The organism is Shewanella submarina (assembly GCF_042646185.1).
Taxonomy (GTDB): Bacteria; Pseudomonadota; Gammaproteobacteria; order Enterobacterales; family Shewanellaceae; genus Shewanella; species Shewanella corallii.
Window position 1 is genome coordinate 72799 of record NZ_JBHRTD010000017.1, and the last position, 23083, is coordinate 95881.

Consider the following 23083-nt stretch of genomic DNA (forward strand, 5'->3'; position numbering starts at 1 on the left):
CAGTACAGTTATGAAATTTTCCGAATCCTGGCTGCGCGAGTGGGTAAATCCATCCGTTAGTCGTGAAGAACTGGCCCATCAGATCACCATGGCAGGTCTGGAAGTTGACGGTGTTGATGCCGTTGCTGCTGACTTCTCCGGTGTGGTTGTGGGTGAAGTGGTTGAGTGTGGCCAGCATCCTGATGCTGACAAGCTGCGTGTAACCAAGATTAATGTCGGTGGCGAAGAGCTGCTGGATATCGTTTGTGGCGCACCAAACTGCCGTCTGGGTCTGAAAGTGGCCGTGGCTATGGTTGGTGCTGTTCTGCCAGGCGATTTCAAAATCAAGAAGGCCAAACTGCGTGGTCAGCCTTCACACGGTATGTTGTGCTCATTCAGTGAGCTGGGTATCGATGTGGAAAGCGACGGTATTATCGAACTGCCGCTGGATGCGCCGCTGGGCACAGATATCCGTGAGTATCTGCAGCTGAATGATGCTGTTATCGATGTGGATCTGACTGCCAACCGTGCTGACTGTCTGGGCATGGTCGGTCTGGCCCGTGAAGTCGGTGTGTTGAACCGCGCCGAAGTGACTCAGCCAAGCTGGGAGCCGGTAACCGCCTGCGCTGAAGACAAGGTTGAGATCAGCCTGAACGCGCCTGAAAGTTGTCCACGTTATCTGGGCCGTGTGGTGAAAAACGTTAACGTTAAAGCCGCGACTCCTATGTGGATGCAGGAAAAGCTGCGTCGCAGCGGTATCCGCTCTATCGACCCTATCGTTGATATCACCAACTATGTGCTGATTGAATTCGGTCAGCCAATGCACGCCTTCGATCTGGCCAAGCTGGATGGCGGCATTCAGGTACGTCTGGGTAATGGTGAAGAGAAGCTGACTCTGCTTGATGGCACTGAAATTACAGTACCAAACGATGTACTGGTTATCGCTGACGAACAGAAGCCTTTGGCGCTGGCTGGTGTGTTCGGTGGTGAGTACTCAGGCGTATCTGAGGCGACCACAGACATCATGCTGGAATGTGCTTTCTTTGCGCCTCTGGCCATTATGGGTAAAGCCCGTCGCCTGGGCCTGCACACTGATTCCTCGCACCGCTTTGAGCGTGGCGTGGATCCCGAGCTGCAGCATAAAGTCATGGACAGAGCCACCCGTCTGGTGCTGGATATCTGTGGTGGTGAAGCCGGTGTTGTGGTTGAAGCCAAGTCTGATGAGCATCTGCCAAAGCCTGCCAACATTCTGCTGCGTCGTGCCAAGCTGGACAAACTGCTGGGCCACGTGATTTCAGATAGCGATGTGAACGAAATTCTGACCCGTCTGGGCTTCACTGTTGAAGTGGTTGAGGCTGGTTGGCAGGTGACGACTGCGACCTATCGTTTTGATATGGCGATCGAAGAAGACCTGATTGAAGAAGTGGCCCGTATCTACGGCTATAACAACATTCCAAATGTTGCGCCAGTTGCCGCTTTGAAGATGTCTGACCATAAAGAAGCAGAGCTGAGCCTCAAGCGTGTTCGTAGTGTGTTGACCGCCCGTGGTTTCCAGGAAGCGATCACCTACAGTTTTGTTGACCCCAAGCTGCAGAAGCTGTTGCACCCGGAGCAGGACGCTATGATCCTGCCTAACCCTATCTCCAGTGAAATGTCGGCTATGCGCCTGTCTATGTTCACCGGTCTGCTTAATGCAGTGGGTTACAACCAGAGCCGTCAGCAAGGCCGTGTGCGTCTGTTTGAGACAGGTTTGCGCTTCGTTCCTGACGAAAATGCCGAGTCCGGTGTTCGTCAGCAGGCGATGCTGGGTGCTGTAATTGCCGGCCCAAATAGTGAAGAACACTGGTCAATGGAGTCAAAAACCGTTGATTTCTTCGATCTTAAGGGTGATTTGGAGGCGATTATTGGCTTGACAGCTGCCGATCTAGAATTTAGCTTTAGAAGAGCAACGCACAGTGCGCTACATCCAGGGCAATGTGCTGAAATTCTGAGAAATGATCGAGTTATTGGTTTCATAGGTGCGGTACATCCAAGCCTTGAAAAGCCGTTCGGTCTAAATGGCAAAACCATCGTGTTCGAGTTGGAGCTGGACGCCTTGTTGTGCAGCAACCTTCCTCAAGCCCAGGCTGTATCTAAGTTTCCGTCTAACAGACGAGATATTGCGGTCGTGGTTGATGACAGTGTTGCTTCAGGTGATGTAATCAAACTGATAAGAAAAGTTGGCGAGAATCAGTTGGTTGGCTTAAACTTGTTCGATGTATACCAAGGTAAGGGTGTTGAACCTGGCAAGAAGAGCCTGGCGATTGCACTTACGTTACAAGATACAGCTCGTACGCTGGAAGAGAAGGACATTGCCGAGAAGGTTGAGGCAGTTGTTGCTGCTCTGAAAGCAGAGTTCAACGCATCGTTGAGGGATTAAAGTATGGCACTTACCAAAGCGGAAATGGCAGAACATCTGTTTGAAAGCCTGGGCATTAACAAGCGGGTTGCCAAAGAGATGGTCGAGTCGTTCTTCGAAGAGATCCGTTGTGCACTGGAAAGTGGAGAACAGGTTAAGTTGTCAGGCTTTGGCAACTTTGATCTTCGAGACAAGAACGAGCGCCCGGGAAGGAACCCAAAAACCGGTGAAGATATCCCTATTTCGGCCCGTAGGGTCGTTACTTTCCGCCCTGGTCAGAAGCTAAAGAGCCGGGTAGAAGTAGCCAACTCCGAAAAGTAGGATACCTACCGTTCAAGAAAAGCCACTCTCTGAGTGGCTTTTCTGTTTTGGTTTCTTTAGTATTTGCACGCTTTCGTTTTTTCAGGAAACCCAAGTTGTCCAGAGAACCCAAATACTTCGACCGTAGCTTTAAATTTTCCCTGCTTCATCCCAGACTCTGGCCATCATGGCTGGGTATTCTGTTGTTGCTTATCTTCGGGCTGATGCCGGCCTTCATCCGTGATCCTATCGCCAGGCAGTTAGCTCATCTGGTTAAGCGTATTTCCAAAAAGCCAATTCGTGTTGCCCGCGCTAACCTGACCACCTGTTTTCCGGAAAAGTCAGCCGATGAAATCGAAGTGCTGATCAACGAAAACGTTGAAAACTTCGTGATGATCCTGCTGGCTCAGGCTGAGCTGGTGTTAAAAGGCCGCAATCACCTTCGCCGTCGGGTGAACCTGATGGGGTTTGAGCATGTCCAGGCAGCCAGAGACTCAGGTAAACCGGTTATATTTATCATGCCCCATGTGTGGGGGATCGAATATGCCGGTCTGCGCCTGAACCTGGAGCTGCCCATGGTAACCATGGCCAAGGCCCATAAGAATGAGCTGTTTAACTGGTTTAATAACCGTATGCGAAGCTCGCTCGGCGGACACGTGTATATGCGGGAGGCAGGTATTCGAGCGCTGCTTTCTGAGCTCAAGAACGATAACAGCTTCTTCTATTTGCCCGATGAAGATCTAGGCCGTGACAAGAGTGTATTTGCGCCATTTCTGGGGACAGTAAAGGCGACATTACCTGTAGTGGGACGTTTGGCCCAGGCAGGTAACGCGGCCGTGATGCCAGTCAAAATAGGTTACAACCGACAAACCCGTCAGTTTGACCTGACTGTCATGCCAGAGTTGCCAGCAGATACCATGCAGGGTAAAGAGAATGAAGCTTTGGCACTGAATAAGGCGGTAGAGCAGGTTATTTTGGCTTACCCGGAACAATATATGTGGTTCCTAAGGGTATTAAAGACCCGCCCCGAGGGAGAACCTGATATTTACGCCTGAGTTCCCGATATATCAGTTACGAGCCACTGCATTGCAGTGGCTTTTTTTATTCAGGGTTGGCTCAGATTTAAAGCAGAAAGTCCCAACTTGGTTATATTTTATAGAGGACAGGACAAACAAGGGATGTGATGAAATCTGCACCTATTCCCCCATGTGACGAGCTGAGACTGGAACGTCTGCGCAGCAGCGGGCTGTTGGATTCTTTGGCTGAGGAGAGGTTTGACCGGCTGACGCTATTGGCGAAAGCCTTCTTCAACGTACCTGTTTGCCTGATAAGCCTGGTGGATGAGGACAGGCAGTGGTTCAAGTCCAATCAAGGCCTGCAGTTTTGTACTGAAACCCCCAGAGATATCTCTTTTTGCGGCCATTCTATACTCGAGGGGGAGGTTTTTCTGGTGGAGGATGCCAGAGAGGATCCGCGGTTTGCTGATAATCCTTTGGTGACAGACGACCCCGGGATTCGTTTTTATGCCGGTTATCCTTTGAAAACCGCTGACGGCTTCCATTTGGGAACTCTCTGTATCATTGATTTTGTGCCGAGGAAGCCATCTCCGGCAGAGTTAATCAGTCTCACAGAGTTTGGCTGGCTGGTTGAGCAGGAGATGGACAATGACCATCTGGCGAATTTTGATACTTTGACCAGTCTTTATAATCACCGTGGCTTCGATAGTTTAGTCAGCCAGCTTTTGACCATAAGTGCGCGCGTTGGTCATAGGGGGACTTTTTTAAGCATAGAGCTCTGCGGCCTGACCGGGATTACCCGGGAACACGGTAGTCTGCAGGCTGAAAAAGCCCTTATTTCCTTTGCTGCCTGTCTGCGACAGGCTGTGCAGGAGATGGATATTGTCGCCCGTGTAAATGCCGGGAAGTTTGCGATATTTCTGACCTATCGAAGCGGGGATGCCTTGGTTAAGAAAGTTTTGGAGAAAATGACGGAGACAGTCAATACCTTTAATGCCCGGGCAGGAAAACCCTGGCAGCTGGCATTCAGATTTGGGGTTGCTGAATCCGGCGCATTGGCTGCAGAAACATCTGAAGAGTTGGAGCTGAGAGCGGAAACTGATATGGAGTCACAGGTATAGCATTTGTGCTAAAACAAGGCAGCTCAGGCTGCCTTGTTTATTATATGGGAAGGGCTGTTCAGGCCAGCAGCTGTGCGCCTATGATCGCGCAGCCTGAGAGCATGGCCAGCAGTAGCCCAACTGTTCCACCTCGTGTGCGATAGTTGGCCTCACTCGCGGCTTGATGCCGTTTTTGCCATACCATGGCTACCGGCAGGAAAATCGCGAGAATAACCAGTGCAATCGCCGCGTACCCCAGGGCCATAATAAAGCCGGAAGGGTAGCAGAGGGCAAAAGCCAGTGGCGGTGCAAAGGTGATCAAGCCGGTGACAAGGCGCTTTTGCCTGAGCATATCCCCAAGAAAATCAAATAACCCCAATGCCACCCCAAGGAAAGAGGTCGCCAGAGCCAAATCGGCGAATCCACCTATTACACTTTGTAGCGCCGGGGAGTTGACTGCGGCACTCAGGCCGGTCACGAGTTCACTTAATCCCGCCTGTTGCATCAGCGCACTTTGTCCCAGATTGCCAATGCTGACCATAAGCCACAGACAGTACACAATCAGGGGCAGGGCTGAGCCCAATAAAATTGCCCATCTCAGCTTTTTAATATCAACGCCCAGGTAGCGCACAACCGACGGAATTGAGCCGTGAAAGCCAAAGGAGGTAAAGATGACGGGCAATGCGGCCAGCATGCTGGTCATCATACCTGCAGTTTGAGCTGGCGTTGCCTGTAATCTTATCCATTCAATTTTTGGCATCAGGAGTACCAGAATCACCGCCAGAGCTATCAGCTTGAGGGTGAACAGGCCACGGTTAACCAGATCGACTTTGCCGGTACCACTGATGATCAGGGCGGCGACCACAGCTGTCCAGATAAGGGCGCCACTCCAGTCAGGCAACATCAGCAAAGGAGTCAGGCGTGAGGTCAGCTGTTCCCCCCCACCGGCAATATATGCCGCGCACAGAGCGTAAAACAGAAATAGCATGGAGGCAGTGGCAACCCATTGACCCGGGCGGCCCAGGTAATGTCTTGCGAGAGTATGCAGGGTGGCATCCTGTGGTGCATCCTGATGCAGTTCCAACATGAGCAGTGCGGTATAGCTCATTAAGGCCCAGATAATCAGCATGGTGGCGATGGCCAGAGGAAAGCCGAGAGCGGAAGCGGCCAGCGGTAGTGCCAGCATACCGGCACCTATGGTTGTACCGGCAATAATAAGCAGGCTGCCGATAAATCGATTTTGTTGCATGTGTGTCCCTTATGAACCAGAAAAATAATGAGTAGGTTGAGTTCTGGCCACAACAGCGGGAATAGTGAACTATCTTCGCCGTTGTGGCGGTATATAGTCGTCTTGTGAATTGGACATTTTAAACTCTGTATAGATTAGATAAATTGAATTGTATTGGTGTAACGGTGTGACGTTACAAGTTCGAAATTACGTGGACAAGAGGGTGGGGTCAAGCTGTTGGAGAGCCGATTGCTGACTCTTTATGCAAAGCGTGATGCAGTTGGCATTCATTGGTAAAAAAACAAGCGCCCTAAGGCGCTTGTTTTTTAGTGGCTGTCGGTCAGCGGCCGTGGCGATCTGCCAGGCGTTTCTGAACATCCTCGAGAGAAAGTTCCTGATCTTCCAGGAGCACCATCAGATGAAACATCAAATCTGCGGCTTCATTAACCAACTCATCCCGGTCTGAGGTTGCACCGGCGAGCGCGCATTCCACCCCTTCCTCTCCCACTTTTTGAGCGATACGTTTGCTGCCGGATTTAAACAGGGAAGCGGTGTAACTATTGCTTATCGAGCCCTTGTAGACATCTTGCTTGCGACTGGATATCACCTGTCCCAGCCGGCTCAGAAAAGGTCGGGCGAACTGGTCGTGCCAACAGGTTTCGGCCCCTGTGTGACAAGTTGGTCCTTTGGGGCGAGCCATCACCAGCAGACTGTCATTATCGCAATCGAGAGATACTGCGAGACATTCGAGAGTGTTACCTGATGATTCGCCTTTGGTCCACAGGCGTTCTTTGGAGCGGCTGTAAAAGGTTACCAGTCCCAACTCCAGAGTGGCCAGCAGGGCGGTCTTGTCCATCCAGCCCTGCATTAGTACATCGCCGGTATCCGAGTGTTGAACAATAGCAGGCAACAGGCCGTTGCCTTTTTTGAAATCGGCGCGATTAACGAGATCTGCTGAGGTAAAAATATCCTTGTTCATGCTGGTTCCCTTAACCTTGTGGCTGCGTAAGATTTGTTATTGATGAATAACTTATAGCATCAGGACGAACACATATCCCTTTTGCAGCCAGATATTGTTTTAATTCAGGAATTGGAATGATGCCCTTGTGAAACACGCTGGCAGCCAGGGCTGCGTCAACTTTTGCCTGCTGAAACACCTCGGCAAAGTGCGCCATGGTGCCAGCGCCACCCGAGGCAATTAAAGGCACATCACAAATCGCACGTATACTGCTCAGTTGTTTAATGTCGTACCCCTGACGCACTCCGTCCTGATTCATCACATTCAGTACAATCTCACCGCACCCCCGGCGTTGTACCTCTTCTACCCAATCCTGGGTGTACCAAACTGTGTCTTTGGTGGCAGATTCCTCACCGGTAAATTGCTTCACTTTATAGCTGTCCGTAGCTTCATCATGGAAGGAGTCTATGCCTATGACGATGCACTGACGGCCAAATTCGTCCTGCAGACGGTTAATCAAACCGGGATCGGAAAGGGCTGGTGAGTTCACCGAGATTTTATCGGCGCCAAAGGCTAATAGTTCACGGGCCTGCTCCAGAGTTTTAATGCCACCGGCGACACAGAAGGGGATGTCTATCTGCTCGGCAATGCGCCCCACCCAGGATTTATCCACCAGACCATCCCGGGCGCTGGCACTGATATCGTAAAACACCAGCTCGTCAGCGCCTTCTGCCGCATATCTGGCAGCCAGTGGCACGATATCACCGATAATTTCGTGGTTGCGAAATTGCACTCCCTTGACCACAAGACCATCTCTGACGTCCAGGCAGGGGACTATTCGTTTGGCCAGCATGAAATTGCCTCCTCTGCGCTGAAGTTCTCTATCAGCAGGGCTTTGCCTATGATGATTGCAGTTGCGCCACTGTCACGTACGGCGGCGACATCATCAAGTGTGGCGATACCGCCGGAAGCCTGCCATTGGATGTCAGGGTATCTGTCGCTGAGTTCCCGGTAGAGCTCTGTATTTGATCCCTTAAGGGTGCCGTCACGACTGATATCTGTCACCAGAGCGTGTTTAAGCCCTGCTTCGATAAAGCGGTCGGTGAGGGATTCCAGACTGACTCCCCCACCTTGTTGCCAACCGGATACCGCTACCCGTTTTTCGCCTGTCTCACTAATATTCACATCCAGTGCCAGACAGATTGCGTCAGCTCCGTAGCGCTTAAGCCAGTTCATCACCAGCTCAGGCTCTTTAACCGCCAGTGAGCCTATCACCACGCGATCAACACCGGCAGCAAGCAGCTCTTCAACCTGCTCCTTTGTACGAATACCGCCGCCGACCTGAAGTTTGGCGGTCAGTTTGCCGGCTATGGTTGTAATCAATTCGATTTGGCGGGCATCAGGGTCTTTGGCTCCGGTCAGATCGACCAGATGTAGCCACTGTGCACCCTGTGATTGGTACAACTCCAGCTGGTTAAGTGGGCTCAGCGCAAAGCGGGTTTTCTGGTTATAGTCCCCCTGATACAGGCGTACTACTTCACCATCAATTAAGTCGATAGCTGGTATTATCATTCACCCATCTCCATAAAATTCTTTAATATTCTGGCGCCTACTGCCGCACTTTTTTCCGGGTGAAATTGCACACCCATAAAGTTATCTTTGCCTATGGCTGCACTGAACACCTGACCATAGTCGCTGCGAGCCAGAGTGTACTGAGACTCCCGTGCGCAAAAACTGTGAACAAAGTAAACATACTCACCGCTATCCATACCGTTAAACAGTGGATGGGCTGTTGGACTGATTGCATTCCAGCCCATATGCGGCAAAGGCTTGGAGCCGGTATCCAACTGACTGATGTCGGTATCGATAATGCCGAGGCAGGGAGTAATTTGCTCACCCTCTGAGGACTGACGACACAATAGCTGCATTCCCAGGCATACCCCCAGTACGGGTTGAGTCAGGCCGGGTATCAAGGTGTCCAGCCCTTTACGTTGCAGTGATGCCATAGCAGCTTTGGCACTGCCGACCCCTGGCAGCACCACGCGTTTGGCGGCTTTAATCACATTGGCGTCACTGCTTATCACAGGTGATACGCCAAGGCGCTCAAAGGCATAACGAACAGAGCTTAAATTGGCGCAGCCGGTATCGATAATCACAGTAGAAGTATCTTGCGCGGCTGATCCTTGCGTTAGTTGGTTCATTCTGGCTCCTTACAACATGCCTTTGCTTGATGGCAGTGCGTCACCCTCAATGGCTACGGCCTGCCTCAGTGCTCTTCCCAGCGCTTTAAACATGGCTTCCACCTTGTGGTGCTCGTTGTCGCCCACGCAGCCAATCTGCAAGGTTGCTCTCAGACCATCGGCGAAAGAGCGGAAGAAGTGAGGCACCATTTCAGTCGCCAAGCCGCCCACAGCTTCCCGTTCAAACTGTGCGTCCACCTTGCAGAAGGGGCGGCCTGAGATATCAATCAGGCATTCACCCCTGGCTTCATCCATCGGCAGGGAGAACCCAAAACGAGCGATCCCTATTTTGTCGCCCAGAGCCTGACGCAGAGCATCGCCAAGTGCCAGGCCGGTATCTTCGACACTGTGGTGGTCGTCAATATGCAGATCCCCGGCAACGGCAACGGCCAGACTGAAGTTGCCATGAGTGGCAATTTGATCCAGCATGTGGTCAAAAAAACCAATGCCGGTACTGATCTGGCTTTGCCCCGGGGAGTCCAGATCCACTTTTACCTGAATGTCGGTTTCTTTGGTGGTGCGACTGACGCTGGCAACCCGGTTTCGACCAAGCAGCTGATCGGCAATTTGAGTCCAGGTCAGGTTTTGTCTGTCATATTTTAATCCGGCGACGCCCATGGCCTCGGCAAGGCCGATATCTGTATCCCGATCACCGATAACAGCGCTGCGGGTAAAATCCACCTTGCCGCCGGTCAGATAGTCTCTGACCAATCCCAGTTTGGGTTTGCGACAGCTGCAGTTCTCATCGTCAAAGTGAGGGCAGATCAGTACGTCGTCGAACCTGACCCCCTGAGAGCTGAAGATCTGCATCATCAAATTGTGTGGCGCATCGAAGTCATCTTTCGGGAATGAGGGGGTGCCCAGGCCATCCTGATTGCTGACCATCACCAATCTGAATCCGGCTTTTTGCAGTCTCAGCAGGGCAGGGATCACACCCGGCTCAAAGGCCAGCTTGTCCAGTCTGTCCAGCTGTTTGTCTATGGGAGGCTCCTCTACCAGGGTGCCGTCTCTGTCGATAAATAGGATCTTTTGCGTCATTGTTCGTTCCAGACCTTTAAATTGATTATTTTGAATTCTCAGTAGTGGCTGATTCAGCTGAGCACAGCGCTCTGATAATGGCGTCTGTTTCAGCGTCATTGGTAAAGCTGAAGCGAATAGCATTCGCCAGACGGGGGTGACTGTATCTGCGTGCCACTATCCCGGCTTGTGAAGCTTGTCCGTTGATGGTGTACACATCCTCATATTCAGCCAACAGGAAGTTGGCGAAACTGATACTGACGGTGGCACCGGCTTGCTCTAGTGCTTTACCCAGTCGCCTGCCGTTGGCAATCAGGGCTTCAACCTGTGTTTGCATTGTGGATATACCCGTCTCAGTCAGAGCTGCTGTTGCCATATCAGCAACCGGTGCCGGTACCGGATAGGGGGCGATGACACGCATGACCAGCTCGCAGATACCAGGGTTGGCCAGCATAAAACCACAGCGGATGCCTGCCAGTGCGAAGGCTTTGGACAGGGTTCTGAGAACGACTAAGTTTGGGTACTCACTCAGTAAAGGCGCTGAGCTTTGCTCAGGACAAAACTCAATATAGGCTTCATCCACCACAATCAGCTTGTCCGGAAACTGAGTGAGCAAACCGGTAATTTGCTCTTTGGACACCAGAGTGCCGGTGGGGTTGTTGGGATTGCAGACAAAGATGATCTTCTCATCATTGATACTGCCCGCCAGCTCTCCCGGGCTGGGTAGCGAAAACTCACCGTCGAGCTTGAGTTCAGTTACCCCAACATTAAAGGTTGCAGCACTGATCCCATACATGCCATAGGTGGGGCCAAAGGTGACAATGGCATCCCTGCCTGGAATGCAAAAGGTACGGATAAGCAGCTCAATGGCTTCATCGGCGCCGCGGCCACATATGATGGAGTCTGCAGGTACATCTGCATAATCTGCATAGGCCTGAATAAGCGCTGGCGGCTGGCATTCGGGATAGCGATTGGCACCGGCCAGCACAGTATTATTGAATGGCGACTCATTGGCATTAACCCAGATATCCCCGCGCCCGCCAATGCGACGCGCACTTTGATAGGGTTCAAGGCCCAGCAGCTCTGGCCTTGCCAGTCGAGCAGCCAGCTTGATGGCTTTTTCCTCTACAACTGGACTGCGCCTTGCTCTGGGATTGTTGTCTGCGGACATTGTCATTGGTTGGCCTCCATTCGAACCTTGACGGCATTTCTGTGGGCATCCAACTGCTCAGCGGCAGCTAAGGTCATGACGGTCTGGCCTATCTGCTCCAGCCCTTCGCGGCTGAGCTCCTGAACGGTGAAGCGGCGGCTGAAGTCAGCCAGCGACAGGCTGGAGACACTGGCAGCGTAGCCATAGGTTGGCAGTACATGGTTGGTACCACTGGCATAGTCACCCACGGATTCAGGCGTCCAGGGGCCCAGAAATATGGAGCCGGCGGCCCTGAGCTGAGGTAATAAGTCTCTTGGGCTTTGGGTTTGTACAATCAGGTGCTCAGGGCCATAGCGATTGGAGACCTCAGCAGCCATGGGTAAGTTGTCCACTTCAATAATACGGCTGCACTCTAGTGCCTGACGGGCGATGTCGGCTCTGGGTAATTGATCCAACTGGCTGCTCACAGCTTCCTCCACCATGCTGGCTAACGACGGGCTGTCAGTGACCAGAATGACCTGAGAGTCGGGGCCGTGTTCAGCCTGAGACAGGAGGTCGGCTGCGACAAACTCAGGATTGGCTGAGGAGTCTGCAATGACCAGCACCTCGGATGGTCCGGCAGGCATATCGATAGTGATTCGGGCGCGACTATCCTGACTCAGCTGTCTTTTCGCCTCAGTTACCCAGGCATTACCCGGGCCAAAAATCTTATCTACAGAGGCTATGCTCTGCGTGCCGAGCGCCATAGCGGCAATGGCCTGGGCGCCGCCGGAGAGGTAAATCTCATCAACACCACAGGCATTGGCGGCATACACAATGGCGTCATCCACAGGAGGCGGTGTGATAAGGGCCTTACGGCGGCATCCTGATATTTGGGCTGGTATGGCCAGCATGAGCACAGTGGAGATAAGTGGCGCACTGCCTCCGGGGATATAAAGACCGACACTGTCTATGGGTTCACTGCGCAGTTCACAGCTTACGCCAGGACGGGTTTCGACACTGATGACTTCAGTGCGCTGTGCCTGATGAAAGGCCTTGATATTGGCGGCTGCATCATCAATCGCCTGTTTAAGCTCAGGCCTTACCCGTTGACAAGCTGCTGCAATATCGTTGTCGGTGAGCTGCAGATTTTCGAGTTCTGCCTTATCAAATTCCCGCGCCATTTGACGCAGGGCCATGTCACCGTCATTTGCCACCCGCTCGATAATGCGGCTTACGCCTTCAGTCAATGTGGCGTTACCGGTCAGGGGCGAGCGCGCCAGCGCGCTATTTTGCTCATTGACTGAAAGGGCACTCCAGATAATGCGCTCCATCATTTACCCCATCATCTTTTCAATTGGCATGACCAGAATGGAAGAGGCGCCCAGCTTGGTCAGCTCCTCCATTGTGTCCCAGAACAGATCTTCACTGCTCACAGCGTGAATGGCGACGCGATTGGTATCGTCATTCAGTGGCAGCACAGTGGGGTTTTCTGCGCCTGGCAGCAGGGCGACAATCTCATTCAGGGTGTCGGTTGGGGCGTGCAGCAGGATGTACTTGCTTTCACGGGCGCGGATAACGCCATTCACACGGGACAGGATTTTATCGATAAGGGCTTGCTTGGCATCGGATTGGGGGACGGATGACTGGATGATGCAGGCCATGGATTTAAAGATCACTTCAGTCTCATACAGACCGTTGGCTTCCAGCGTTGCACCTGTGGATACCAGATCGCAAATCCCATCAGCCAGACCGGCTCTTGGGGCCACCTCTACTGAGCCCTTCAGCATACAGTCCTTGTAAACTATGCCTTTTGACTGCATATAGCGGCGCAGCAGGTTGGGATAGGAGGTCGCCAGGCGTAATCCTTCCAATGAGCCTGAGTCACGATAGTCAAACTCGTTGGGTACAGCCAGAGACAGACGGCAGGCACCGAAATCCAGTTGTCTCAGCTTGGTATAGGCGGCATCTTTGCCCAGAGACTCGCGTTCAATCTGCTCCTCTTCCAGCACGTTCTCGCCTATGATGCCTAGATCGACCACTCCATCCATCACCAGGCCGGGGATATCGTCATCGCGCACCCTCAGCAAATCTATTGGCATATTGTCGGCGTGTGCGATAAGCCGCTGCTCGTTAACATTGAATTTCACGCCACAGCTTTTCAAAAGCTTTTGCGAGTCTTTGGACAGGCGTCCGGATTTTTGAATGGCAATTCGCAGACGTTGGCTTGAGCTCTGGTTGTCGGTCATAGTGTGTTACCCCTGATAATTTGGCTTATTTGCATTCCGTTTGTGTGGTTTTGCCAAGGTCGGGGCATTAAAAAACCCCTGAAATTCCTTCCAGGGGTTTATGCATATTAAAGAGTGCTTACACCGCCAGAAGGAATACACCTTCGGCAGTCAGCTTCCGAAGGCTACCGCTCGTGATGGTGATGATGCATAGCAACGAAAACTGGATTCATAACAGGTTTTGACTCTCTAAATAAATTTGTTGGTCTAATTTGGCTGTTTGAGCGCTTGCTCAATTAACGTGCTTTTTACACTAGTGGTTTTGTTTTTGCCTTGCAAGGACTTATTTGTCTTGATTGAATTTTATTCAAGCATGAGGATCTATCGTCCCTTTACCTGAAATATTTCCAGAGCAAATCAAACGCCAATCATGGTGAAATCAATGGTTGGAGCAAGCTTAGCAGCCCTGCGGGTGAATATGCCTTGAGCTGTATCAGGAAGCAGGCATAATGCCTTTTTCGTTCGGTAGATATCTTATAAGTTTGAAATACCTTCCATCCCAGACGCCAATCCCTCCTGCACCCTTTGTGCCCCTGTCCCACTCGGCCTTTGCCGGGCGGGTCGATGCGGTATTCGACAGCAAGGGGCCGCTGGCGTCCAATATCCGCGGTTATCGCCCCAGAGCAGAGCAGCGTCAGATGGCGGCGGAGATTGTTGATTGTCTTGAACGTAAACAGACTCTGGTGCTGGAAGCTGGTACCGGGGTGGGGAAGACTTTTGGTTATCTGATCCCAGCGCTGTTATCGGGAAAATCTGTCATCGTCAGTACCGGCAGTAAAAACCTGCAGGAGCAGTTGTTTTATAAAGATCTGCCCGCACTGCTATCCATGTTGGACTCCAAACTTCCCTCCAGTCCAAGGCTGGCATTGCTTAAGGGACGCAGTAACTATCTGTGTCAGTTGAGGCTTGCCCGGCAGGTGGAGAGTGTGCACAGCCGGGACGAAGGGGTGATAGATGATCTTTTGAAGATCAATCAATGGGCAGGTGTCAGCAAAGATGGCGACCTGGATACTCTGACTTCTGTGCCTGAATCATCTATGGCTATTGATATGGTGCGAAGCACCCGGGAGACATGTACCGGTCAACGCTGTGAGTTTTATGCTGAGTGTCATACCCGCAAGGCACGGCTCCGGGCCATGGAAGCCAGGGTAATCGTGGTCAATCATCACCTGTTTTTTGCCGACCGGGTGCTGAAAGATACCGGCTTTGCGGAGCTGCTGCCGCAAACTGATTTGGTGATATTCGATGAGGCTCATTTATTGCCTGATATCGCCGTGACTTACTTCGGCCAGCAGTGCTCCGGCCGCACCCTGAGCGAAATGCTGTCAGATATCCACGGTATTTACCGGGAAGAGCTGATGGATACTGCCCAGCTTGGGCAGTTTTCTCTTCGCTGTCTGCAGGCTTTGAGCGACTGGCACAACGGTTTGTTTGAGCGCGGCCAAACCGACTGGCGGGCGCTGCTGGGCGATAAAGAGATGATGGCCGTCAGCTGGAAGTTAATCGCCGAGCTGGATGGTTTGGCCAAACTCATTCAGGCCCATCTGGGACGCAGTGATGAGCTGGATGATTGTCTGCCCAAACTGATGGAACTCACCGACAAGTTTCGGATATTTTTTGAGTGTGAAAACCCTTCTTCAGCTTACAGTATCGATCTTGGACACCAATATGCTCTGCTGCGGATATCGCCAATCAATGTAGCCCGTGAGTGCAGTGCGCTGTTCACTATTGATATCCGCTGGATATTTACCTCGGCTACCTTGCAGGTGAATCGCAGTCTGGGACATTTTGTCAGGGAACTGGGGCTCAAGGATGCCAGAGAGGTGATTCTGGACAGCCCCTTTGATTATCAAAGGCAGGCGCTGTTTTGTGTACCCAGACATCTGGCCAATGTCGCCAATCAACAACAGGCTGCCAGGCAGCTGATTGACCTCTGTATCAAGGTGGTGGAAGCCGCGGACGGGCGCACCTTTATCCTGTTTACCAGCCACAGAATGATGGAGCTGGTGGCGCAGGGCCTCAGAGCCAGATTGCTGCAGCCTGTGTTGGTGCAGGGGCAGGGTGGCAAGCAAAGCCTGTTGGATAAATTCAGGAAGCTGGGTAATGCCGTACTCTTGGGCACAGGCAGTTTCTGGGAAGGGGTGGATGTCCGGGGCAAACTGCTCTCCTGCGTGGTGATCGACAAGCTGCCTTTTGTGTCACCGGATGACCCACTTTATAAGGCCAGAGCCGACGCCATATCCCGTCAGGGAGGTGATCCCTTTATGCAGTTGTCGCTGCCCCAGGCGGTTATTGCTTTGAAGCAGGGGGCCGGACGGCTTATTCGGGACGAAAGGGATAAAGGGGTGCTGATCCTTTGTGATAATCGAATCGTTCACCGGGCATATGGTGAAGCCTTTATCGCGTCGATGCCCCCAATGAAACGAACCCGGGATCTGGACCGGGCTATTCGCTTTTTGTCATCACTTTAACGGCCTTTAAAGGGTGGCGAAATTTCATTTCAGATGTTAATAATATTGAGATAAATGTTTGCTTCGCCAAGGAGAAGGTGATGCTTTTTCAGGATTTAACAGGCCATGGATTTGGCATTGACAGTGTGAGATATCAGGGAACACTGAGATATTGGTATGAAGACAGGGGATACGGCTTCATCTCACCGGATGATGGCAGTCAGGACGTATTTATCTACTTCTCCCAATTGGAACATCTGTGTCGACCTCCCCAGTTGGGGGATAGGATCACCTATGAGTTGGATGAACTCAGTGGTCGTCCCAAAGCTGTCAAAGCGGACATTCCCTGCGTTCCCCGCCGCAGTTACGGCTTCAATAAAATGGGCATGGCACAATTGTTCAGTGCCAGAAATATTCTCAGATTCTGGATGCTTATCTTAGTCAGTATTATTTTGTTTATGACGCTCGAAAGATGGCAGTCGTTGCAGGACGATAAGGCGGCACTGGCCGCTTCTCCTTACCCGGATATGCTCCGCTCTTCGCTTAGTGTGTTGCCCCTTGACCCGGCCCGGCAGTGTGGAATCAAGAATCAGTGCAGCCAGATGCGATCCTGTCAGGAAGCGATTTACTATTTGGATGAATGTGGTGTGACCGGGTTGGATCCCGATAATAACCGAATTCCCTGTGAGCAAAGTGTCTGCAGTCTGGCACAGGAAAAATAGCTGTGAAGGCCTCTTTTGAGGCCTTTTTTACAGCCTTATGGGGAAAGTCAAAAATATCAGCGCTTACTCATAAGTTGCAGTTCTCAATCATTCTGTTTACATGCCTGAAACCATACTGTTATCCTGAGGCTCATTCAGGGATATCTGCAGTCCTAGGGATGGGTTCCCTCAGATATCCATTCAGGAATGGAAGCCTGAAACGTATTGGTGTACCGATCTCTCAGGAGGAGTGATCAGTATCCGGAATAGGCATCTATGATAGATACTCTCTCCCTTGAGATAGATCACCCGGAGCAGCTGGCCTTTTTTCTGGCGTCACAGTCTGTTCAACAGAAGTACCTCAGGTCGAGTGGCTGTCTGGTCCTGCTTTATTCTGCCAATGTCGATCAGTTCTTCCTCTCTCAGTTGCTTGATGCTGCAACCTTTTGGTGCCCCAAAGCGGTCGTTGCCGGTGCCACTTCAACCGGTGAAATTCGTCATGGTGAAACCCTGCTGGGTAAGACTATTGCGACCCTTTATTTCTTTGAACATTCCTCCGTCACTTTGGAGTCCATAGAAAGTGAACCCGGCTGCGAGCAGGAGCAGGGGAGGACTTTGGCTGAGCGGATGCAAGGTCTGAGAGATCTCAGGGCGGTGCTGTTACTGGGAAATCCCCTTAAGTGCAACTTTGCCGAAGTCCATGCTGGCTTTACCTCAGTGCCACTGCCTTGCCCGGTTTTTGGTGGCGGGGCTGGCGATTATGCTATGGAGCAAGCCTGGGTAATGGCAGGCAAGCTTTGTTCCCAAACAGCTTTGGTTGTTGTGGGCTTCAGTGGACCCTCTCTGGATGTTGAACTGCATGATGTGCTTGGGTGGCGACGTATGACGCCATCAATGCGTATCACGTCAGCGACAGGCAATACGGTCCATACGATAGATAACCGTCCTGCCGGCGATATCTATAAAGAGTTTCTGGGGATCTCTGCCGATAGACAGTTTTTTTCCAATGCGCTGGGCTTTCCACTGCTGATCAGAGAGGGTAAACAACTGGTGGCCAAGGTTCCTTTGGGGGCCGATGAAGAAGGCAACCTGGAATTTGTCAGCAAGGTGAGTGATGACGAAGAGTTCTCTTTGGGATTTGTTCACCCTGAGCTGCTGGAACAGCAACTTTTGTGTCTGAATCAAAAGATGGCGGCTTTCTTCCCGGATACAGTGCTGCTGTTCTCCTGCGGCTGCCGACGTTTTGTGCTGCTCGAAGACATTCTGGATGAGACCCGGAGCTTTGAAAAAATAGCCCCTACGTTTGGCTTTTATACCGTCAGTGAGATAGCCGCGGAGCGTGGTTTACTCAATCTGAGTCTGGTTGCGGTCGGTATGAGGGAAGGCGCAAAGCCCAATGTCAGACCATCTCCTCCTAAGTTTGTCGAACCTGATGGCATCGCCAGACTGGATCAGTTCGCCAATACCCATTCACGAATTCTGAAAAGGCTGTTGCATTTCATCTCAGCTCTCAATCGCGAGCTTGAGGGTAAAACCAGAGAGATGGAGAAGCTCAGTTATCTTGATGGCCTCACTGGAATCGCCAATCGCCGTCGATTTGATCGCAGACTGGAAGAGGATTGGCGCAGTGCTATCCGCAGTGGTCGGCCCTTAAGCCTGTTGATGATAGATGTAGACAGCTTTAAAGCCTTTAACGATACATATGGGCATTTAGCCGGAGATGATTGTCTGAAGCAACTTGCCAGCGAAATGTCTGCATCTGTTAGCCGTGGCACAGACCTGGTCGCCCGCTATGGCGGTGAAGAGTTCGCGGTCATTATGCCCAATACTGATGGCAGAGGTGGCCTCAAAGTGGCCAGAGAGATCCACAAACGGGTAGCTGCGCTGGCAATACCACACTCAGACAGTCAGGCTGACAGCGAGGTAGTCACTGTCAGTATAGGAATTTCCTGTATGGTGCCCGCTGCAAACGAAGACGTAGACAAGCTGCAGCATGCAGCAGACAGAGCGCTTTACCAGGCCAAAAGCAATGGGCGCAATCTGATTGTTAAGGCGTCAGACGCCTTTGTTCCTTCTCTGGTAGCCAAAGATACAGGAACCCTTTAAGCAGCAATCAACACAAGCATCTGATTTGTTAAACCATTCCCATCACCATGAAAACCGTTTCTTTACCTGAACACGCAAAGCCACGGCTTATGACAGCGGAAGCTCAATCTATCGAGGAGCGTCTCATCGCTAAAGGTGACGCTGATTACGCCCTCAAAGTTCAGGGTTACTTCAAACATACGACTGGCGTTGACGGAAAAGCGGACATATTCATCGGACTGAGGACGCCACTACTGCGACTGGAAGTCAAACAACTCAGTAACAGTGAATTTGGAAACTCTCTGCCACAGATACTGTCTTTACTGGGGTCCAACATTCATGAAGTCAGACATGGCGCACTGCTACTGCTGGTGGACTTATACAAACGCAGTAACCCAGTTGCGCAGGAGGCAATTTTTAATTCCTACCTGTCCCACAGGGCTTTGATAAATAACTGGGATTTGGTCGATAGCTCAGCACCTTACATCGCTGGACCAGGATTGCAGTCAAGGGGAAGGCTCTGGGTGCATGCCCTGGCTTGCTCATCATCAATCTGGGACCGGCGGATTGCTGTCGTTGCTCATTGGTGGTTTATCCGTCACGGCGATTGTTACGCTATTTATGACTTGGCGGCGCAGTTGCTGGATGACCCGGAAGATCTTATTCATAAGGCGGTGGGCTGGATGTTGCGGGAAGCCGGAAAGAAAGATCTGCCCCGGCTGACAGCCTTTATTGAACAGCATTACGCCAGGATGCCCAGAGTGATGCTTCGCTATGCTATTGAAAAACACCCTGAGCCAGAAAGACAAAGGCTACTGGCCTTGTCCTGAACCTGAGGCACTATCACCGCAGCCCTGTATTTACCTATTTGCATGCTGCTTTAGCAACTGCTGTTCCACGTAGAGGCTTTGCAGGAACATCACCAGATAGCCGGCCCCTAGAGCCAGAATCACACTCACCACATTGTTGGAGTATTCCCTCAGCAGGAAGAAAGCGAACACCATAGCCACCAGGCCACCAATCCGGATCAACAGGCTCTGATTAAAACAATCATGAGCTTTGATAAAGGCCAATTGGTAAGCATTCAGCATCATCAGCCCAAAGAAGCTGGCGAAGTGGGTCAATACAATCGCGGATCCCTGATAATCCTGCGGATAGAGCCAGGCCACCAGAGTGTCGGCAAATCCCAGCATTAACAGGAAAAACATCACCGACACCAGGGCGGTAAAACGGTACAAAGTGCGTTTAATATCCCCAATGGCGATATAGTTGCCATCCCTGACGTGTTTGGAGAGTTCCGGCAAAACAAAGCGATAGATGGGGAACACGAACAGCAAGGTGATATAGGTGATGACAGGGCGCACAACGACCTGAAAATCCCCCAGCTCATCAACGGAAAAATAGCGAATGGTCAGCAGTACCATCAGGTAAATCATCATGATGCTGGCACCTGTCTCCAGTGAGGCAGTGACGCTTTTTTGCATGAAGTTCTTCAAATCCGCTGACAGGTTAACGCTTTGCAATGGGTGAGTGCTTATCTGCTGGCGACGTGTGGTGAACATATACGCTGCCAGTACCAGATTACCCAAAATCAAACTGTGGAACAGGGCGCTTAGAGGCGCCATATCCAGGACCAGATAGCCCAGACTGAACAACAGGATCTGTGAGATGGGATCCAGCCAGGTGACCCGGTTGCTGATGTCATACAGCCGATACATGGCCAGTTGATTGGTAAAGTAAACCTTAAGCCCCATCGACAGTATGATGCCCACTAACTGCCAGTAGGCGACATCCATGTTCAGTTTGTGCTTGATATAGGGCAGTACCAGCCCCCAGGTCAGTAGCACTATCACTATCAGGCTATAGCGGAACAGGTTGATAATATCTTTATCGTTACGGGTGCGGGCGTAGCTGACCACCATAGAGGTGCGAAAGCCTGTCATCAGGATCAGCGACAGGGAGATAACATCCACTACAGTGTGGTAAACAGCCAAAGACTCCTTGGCAACGAAAGAGGCCAGAGCGATTTTAAAGCCATAGCCCAGGGCGATACTGAGCAGAGTGGCACCTATGCCGCTGATAAATACTCGCTTGAGTTCGCCTAATGAATCCTGTGACATGCCTTAACCGCTTTATCCCTGTAATCGACGGCGCAGTGTAAGAATTATTCTCAATTCGCTAAGTGAGCGAGGTCACAAACCCGGGGCTGCTCCCTGCGTATCACTGCAGATCGGTTTAATACTGAGCGATCTGTGTTCAGGGACAGGTCTCTGCTCGCCCTCAAGCCTGTGTTTTCATGGCACAGATGTTATTATTCCCGGCCAATGACAGGTGGAGATAAACACCACCTTCCACAGATGATTGAGTGAGACCAACAAGATGTCGACAATTCTGGCCCTGGATACCTGTACTGAAGCCTGCTCTGCCGCATTGACTTATCAGGGAAATGAGTACACTGCATTTGAAGAAGTCCCCCGCGAGCACAGCCAGCGCCTGCTGCCTATGGTTGATGGTTTGTTGGCTCAGGCTGGGATCAAAATGTGTGATGTCGACCTGCTGGCCTATGGTCGCGGCCCGGGTAGTTTCACCGGTATTCGTATCTGTACCAGCATGACTCAGGGACTGGCTCTGGGAGCGGATAAGCCTGTGATTGGCATCTCTACTCTGGCTGCCATGGCGCAGACCGCTATCGATAAAGGGGCAAATCAGGTGCTGGTGGCCATCGATGCCAGAATGGGCGAAGTGTATTGGGCTCAATATATTAATGTCGACGGTATTGCCACCCTGAAAGGTGACGAGCTGGTTTCTGCTCCTGAGGCGGTTTCCTTGTCACTGGATGAAAATCAACCTATTATCGCTTGTGGGACAGGTTTTGATGCATATCCTCAGTTGCTTGGTCTGACAGCCTCGATAACCCTGGATATGGAGTGCAGATTGCCTTCTGCCAAACAGATGCTGACCTTGGCTCAGCAAGGCGTGAAACTGGGATTACAGACCAGTGTTGATGATCTGCAACCCGTCTATCTTCGTGATACTGTGGCCTGGAAAAAACTCCCAGGCCGTGAGTAAGAGTTAACGCAAAGGAGGCGTCAGCCATTATGCAAATCAGCCAGGCTGGCTATGGGTATGTAACACAAGCTACACCCTCTGTTGGTCAGGGGGCGCAAGCGCCTTCGAGGCTTGATACCTCCTCTGTTAACGCCATTTCCGATAAAAAGCCTGACACAACTTCCGGTCAGATTATTTATGAACGACATCTGAGCACAGGTCGTCAGGCTATCAGCCAGTATCTGCATACACAACATGCCTCCCAGAGAGAGGCCATTTCGCAGGCTGTGGGTATAGATACCTATGCCTGAGCAGTCTGGCTCCGGGCTTCCCAGACCCGGCCGCTTTATGTTGGAACTTATCCTGGCTTTGATCCTGGTCAGGCTGCCTTTTATCAGTATTCCTTTTCAATGGCTTGAGAGCTTCTTTCATGAGTTATCCCACGGCCTGGCTACCGTTATCAGTGGTGGGGTAGTCAGCCATATTCAACTTTTCCCCAATGGTGCCGGTTACTGTTTTTCCGCTGGCGGTTGGCCAGTCCTTATTGGTTTCAGCGGATATTTTGGCGCTGCGTTATGGGGTTATCTGATGTACCAGATGGCAACAAGACCTGCCTGGGTTAAAGTCAGTTATGGCATCCTGACCGCACTGGTGGCGCTGACCACCATACTCTGGGCCAGGGACCTGCTGACGCTGATCATACTTATTGCGCTTGGAATTCTGTTTCTGGCCCCCCTGAGATTTGCCCAAAGTAATCTGTTAATGACACTGCTCAGAGTGATGGCACTTATGGTGATGTTAAATGCCCTGACCAGCCCCTTTGCTCTGATGGGACTTGAGGGCAAAGGAGATGCACAACTCCTGTCATCTTTGACCTGGATACCCGGCTGGATATGGATCAGTATCTGGTTGGTTTGCAGTGCGTTGGCACTCTACTTCACCTGGCGAAGAGTGGAAGCTGCCCAATAAACCCTCAGACCGCTCGTGGGATGACCTGCGGCGAGTGCAAGGTTTTTGCTGTAAGTGGTCGGATCACTTTCATTTTCTTAAAATGGCGTGTTGGCGCAAAGAAACATACTGAAAATTATGACAGTCTTGCCGCGGCGATCCCCAGGGGAGACAGGCCGGCTTTAAACATGGAAGGAA

At 51.5% G+C, this 23083-nt stretch carries 21 protein-coding genes; 11 read left to right on the forward strand and 10 right to left on the reverse strand.

The genetic code is table 11. The features are described 5' to 3' along the window. The first annotated feature begins 10 nt into the window (after positions 1-10). The 4 genes from pheT to ACFOE0_RS14185 all read left to right on the forward strand — a co-directional run bounded on the left by pheT (position 11) and on the right by ACFOE0_RS14185 (position 4814). Positions 11-2398, forward strand: a complete 2388-nt coding sequence (gene pheT / locus ACFOE0_RS14170) for a phenylalanine--tRNA ligase subunit beta (RefSeq protein WP_248937096.1) — start codon at positions 11-13, stop codon at positions 2396-2398. A 3-nt stretch (positions 2399-2401) separates the two neighbouring features. Further along, positions 2402-2698, forward strand: coding sequence for an integration host factor subunit alpha (gene ihfA / locus ACFOE0_RS14175; RefSeq protein WP_248937097.1), 297 nt, complete (start codon positions 2402-2404; stop codon positions 2696-2698). 95 nt (positions 2699-2793) lie between these two features. Continuing rightward, entirely contained in the window at positions 2794-3732 is a 939-nt protein-coding gene (gene lpxM / locus ACFOE0_RS14180; RefSeq protein WP_248937098.1) for a lauroyl-Kdo(2)-lipid IV(A) myristoyltransferase, read from the forward strand. 128 nt (positions 3733-3860) lie between these two features. Further along, positions 3861-4814: a sensor domain-containing diguanylate cyclase gene (locus ACFOE0_RS14185; RefSeq protein ID WP_248937099.1), complete on the forward strand. Its 954-nt coding sequence runs from the start codon at positions 3861-3863 to the stop codon at positions 4812-4814. Positions 4815-4872: 58 nt separating this feature from the next. Here ACFOE0_RS14185 and ACFOE0_RS14190 read toward each other — a convergent pair whose 3' ends face one another. The 9 genes from ACFOE0_RS14190 to hisG all read right to left on the reverse strand — a co-directional run bounded on the left by ACFOE0_RS14190 (position 4873) and on the right by hisG (position 13614). After that, a complete protein-coding gene (locus tag ACFOE0_RS14190; RefSeq protein WP_248937100.1) occupies positions 4873-6042 on the reverse strand; it encodes an aromatic amino acid transport family protein in 1170 nt (389 codons plus the stop codon). A gap of 319 nt (positions 6043-6361) precedes the next feature. After that, the gene (hisIE, locus tag ACFOE0_RS14195; protein WP_115137712.1) at positions 6362-7000 is read right to left on the reverse strand and encodes a bifunctional phosphoribosyl-AMP cyclohydrolase/phosphoribosyl-ATP diphosphatase HisIE; all 639 of its coding nucleotides are present in this window, start codon (positions 6998-7000) and stop codon (positions 6362-6364) included. A 10-nt stretch (positions 7001-7010) separates the two neighbouring features. Then, positions 7011-7832, reverse strand: coding sequence for an imidazole glycerol phosphate synthase subunit HisF (gene hisF / locus ACFOE0_RS14200; RefSeq protein WP_248937101.1), 822 nt, complete (start codon positions 7830-7832; stop codon positions 7011-7013). Then, positions 7814-8551 carry a 1-(5-phosphoribosyl)-5-[(5-phosphoribosylamino)methylideneamino]imidazole-4-carboxamide isomerase gene (gene hisA / locus ACFOE0_RS14205; RefSeq protein WP_248937102.1) on the reverse strand — a complete coding sequence of 246 codons (738 nt, stop codon included), beginning with the start codon at positions 8549-8551 and terminating at the stop codon, positions 7814-7816. The genes hisF and hisA overlap by 19 nt, the downstream gene beginning before the upstream one ends. Further along, complete coding sequence (hisH, locus tag ACFOE0_RS14210) at positions 8548-9180, reverse strand: imidazole glycerol phosphate synthase subunit HisH (RefSeq protein ID WP_248937103.1); 633 nt, start codon at positions 9178-9180, stop codon at positions 8548-8550. Before hisH ends, hisA begins: the two co-directional genes overlap by 4 nt. A 9-nt stretch (positions 9181-9189) precedes the next feature. Next, positions 9190-10257 (reverse strand): bifunctional histidinol-phosphatase/imidazoleglycerol-phosphate dehydratase HisB, encoded by a 1068-nt coding sequence (hisB, locus tag ACFOE0_RS14215; protein ID WP_248937104.1) that lies wholly within the window; start codon positions 10255-10257, stop codon positions 9190-9192. Between the two features lie 25 nt (positions 10258-10282). After that, complete coding sequence (gene hisC, locus ACFOE0_RS14220; protein ID WP_248937252.1) at positions 10283-11407, reverse strand: histidinol-phosphate transaminase; 1125 nt, start codon at positions 11405-11407, stop codon at positions 10283-10285. 2 nt (positions 11408-11409) lie between these two features. Further along, positions 11410-12699 carry a histidinol dehydrogenase gene (gene hisD, locus ACFOE0_RS14225; RefSeq protein WP_248937253.1) on the reverse strand — a complete coding sequence of 430 codons (1290 nt, stop codon included), beginning with the start codon at positions 12697-12699 and terminating at the stop codon, positions 11410-11412. Positions 12700-12702: 3 nt separating this feature from the next. After that, positions 12703-13614: an ATP phosphoribosyltransferase gene (gene hisG, locus ACFOE0_RS14230; protein ID WP_248937105.1), complete on the reverse strand. Its 912-nt coding sequence runs from the start codon at positions 13612-13614 to the stop codon at positions 12703-12705. Between the two features lie 521 nt (positions 13615-14135). Between hisG and ACFOE0_RS14235 the strand changes: the two genes are divergently transcribed. The 4 genes from ACFOE0_RS14235 to ACFOE0_RS14250 all read left to right on the forward strand — a co-directional run bounded on the left by ACFOE0_RS14235 (position 14136) and on the right by ACFOE0_RS14250 (position 19719). After that, complete coding sequence (locus tag ACFOE0_RS14235; protein WP_380712216.1) at positions 14136-16124, forward strand: ATP-dependent DNA helicase; 1989 nt, start codon at positions 14136-14138, stop codon at positions 16122-16124. An 80-nt stretch (positions 16125-16204) separates the two neighbouring features. Beyond that, positions 16205-16825, forward strand: coding sequence for a cold shock domain-containing protein (locus ACFOE0_RS14240; protein WP_248937106.1), 621 nt, complete (start codon positions 16205-16207; stop codon positions 16823-16825). Between the two features lie 255 nt (positions 16826-17080). Then, positions 17081-18910 carry a sensor domain-containing diguanylate cyclase gene (locus ACFOE0_RS14245; protein ID WP_248937107.1) on the forward strand — a complete coding sequence of 610 codons (1830 nt, stop codon included), beginning with the start codon at positions 17081-17083 and terminating at the stop codon, positions 18908-18910. A gap of 89 nt (positions 18911-18999) precedes the next feature. After that, positions 19000-19719: a DNA alkylation repair protein gene (locus ACFOE0_RS14250; protein WP_248937108.1), complete on the forward strand. Its 720-nt coding sequence runs from the start codon at positions 19000-19002 to the stop codon at positions 19717-19719. Between the two features lie 30 nt (positions 19720-19749). On the opposite strand, the gene ACFOE0_RS14255 is transcribed toward ACFOE0_RS14250, so the two are convergent. Further along, positions 19750-21009, reverse strand: coding sequence for a lipopolysaccharide biosynthesis protein (locus tag ACFOE0_RS14255; RefSeq protein ID WP_248937109.1), 1260 nt, complete (start codon positions 21007-21009; stop codon positions 19750-19752). Positions 21010-21268: 259 nt separating this feature from the next. On the opposite strand from ACFOE0_RS14255, the gene tsaB reads away from it, so the two are divergent. The 3 genes from tsaB to ACFOE0_RS14270 are packed head-to-tail and all read left to right on the forward strand — an operon-like array spanning position 21269 to position 22906. Further along, positions 21269-21958, forward strand: coding sequence for a tRNA (adenosine(37)-N6)-threonylcarbamoyltransferase complex dimerization subunit type 1 TsaB (gene tsaB, locus ACFOE0_RS14260; RefSeq protein ID WP_248937110.1), 690 nt, complete (start codon positions 21269-21271; stop codon positions 21956-21958). Positions 21959-21987: 29 nt separating this feature from the next. Continuing rightward, complete coding sequence (locus ACFOE0_RS14265; RefSeq protein WP_248937111.1) at positions 21988-22248, forward strand: hypothetical protein; 261 nt, start codon at positions 21988-21990, stop codon at positions 22246-22248. After that, on the forward strand, positions 22241-22906 hold the full coding sequence (locus ACFOE0_RS14270; RefSeq protein WP_248937112.1) for a M50 family metallopeptidase: 666 nt from the start codon (positions 22241-22243) through the stop codon (positions 22904-22906). Before ACFOE0_RS14265 ends, ACFOE0_RS14270 begins: the two co-directional genes overlap by 8 nt. Positions 22907-23083 lie beyond the last annotated feature (177 nt).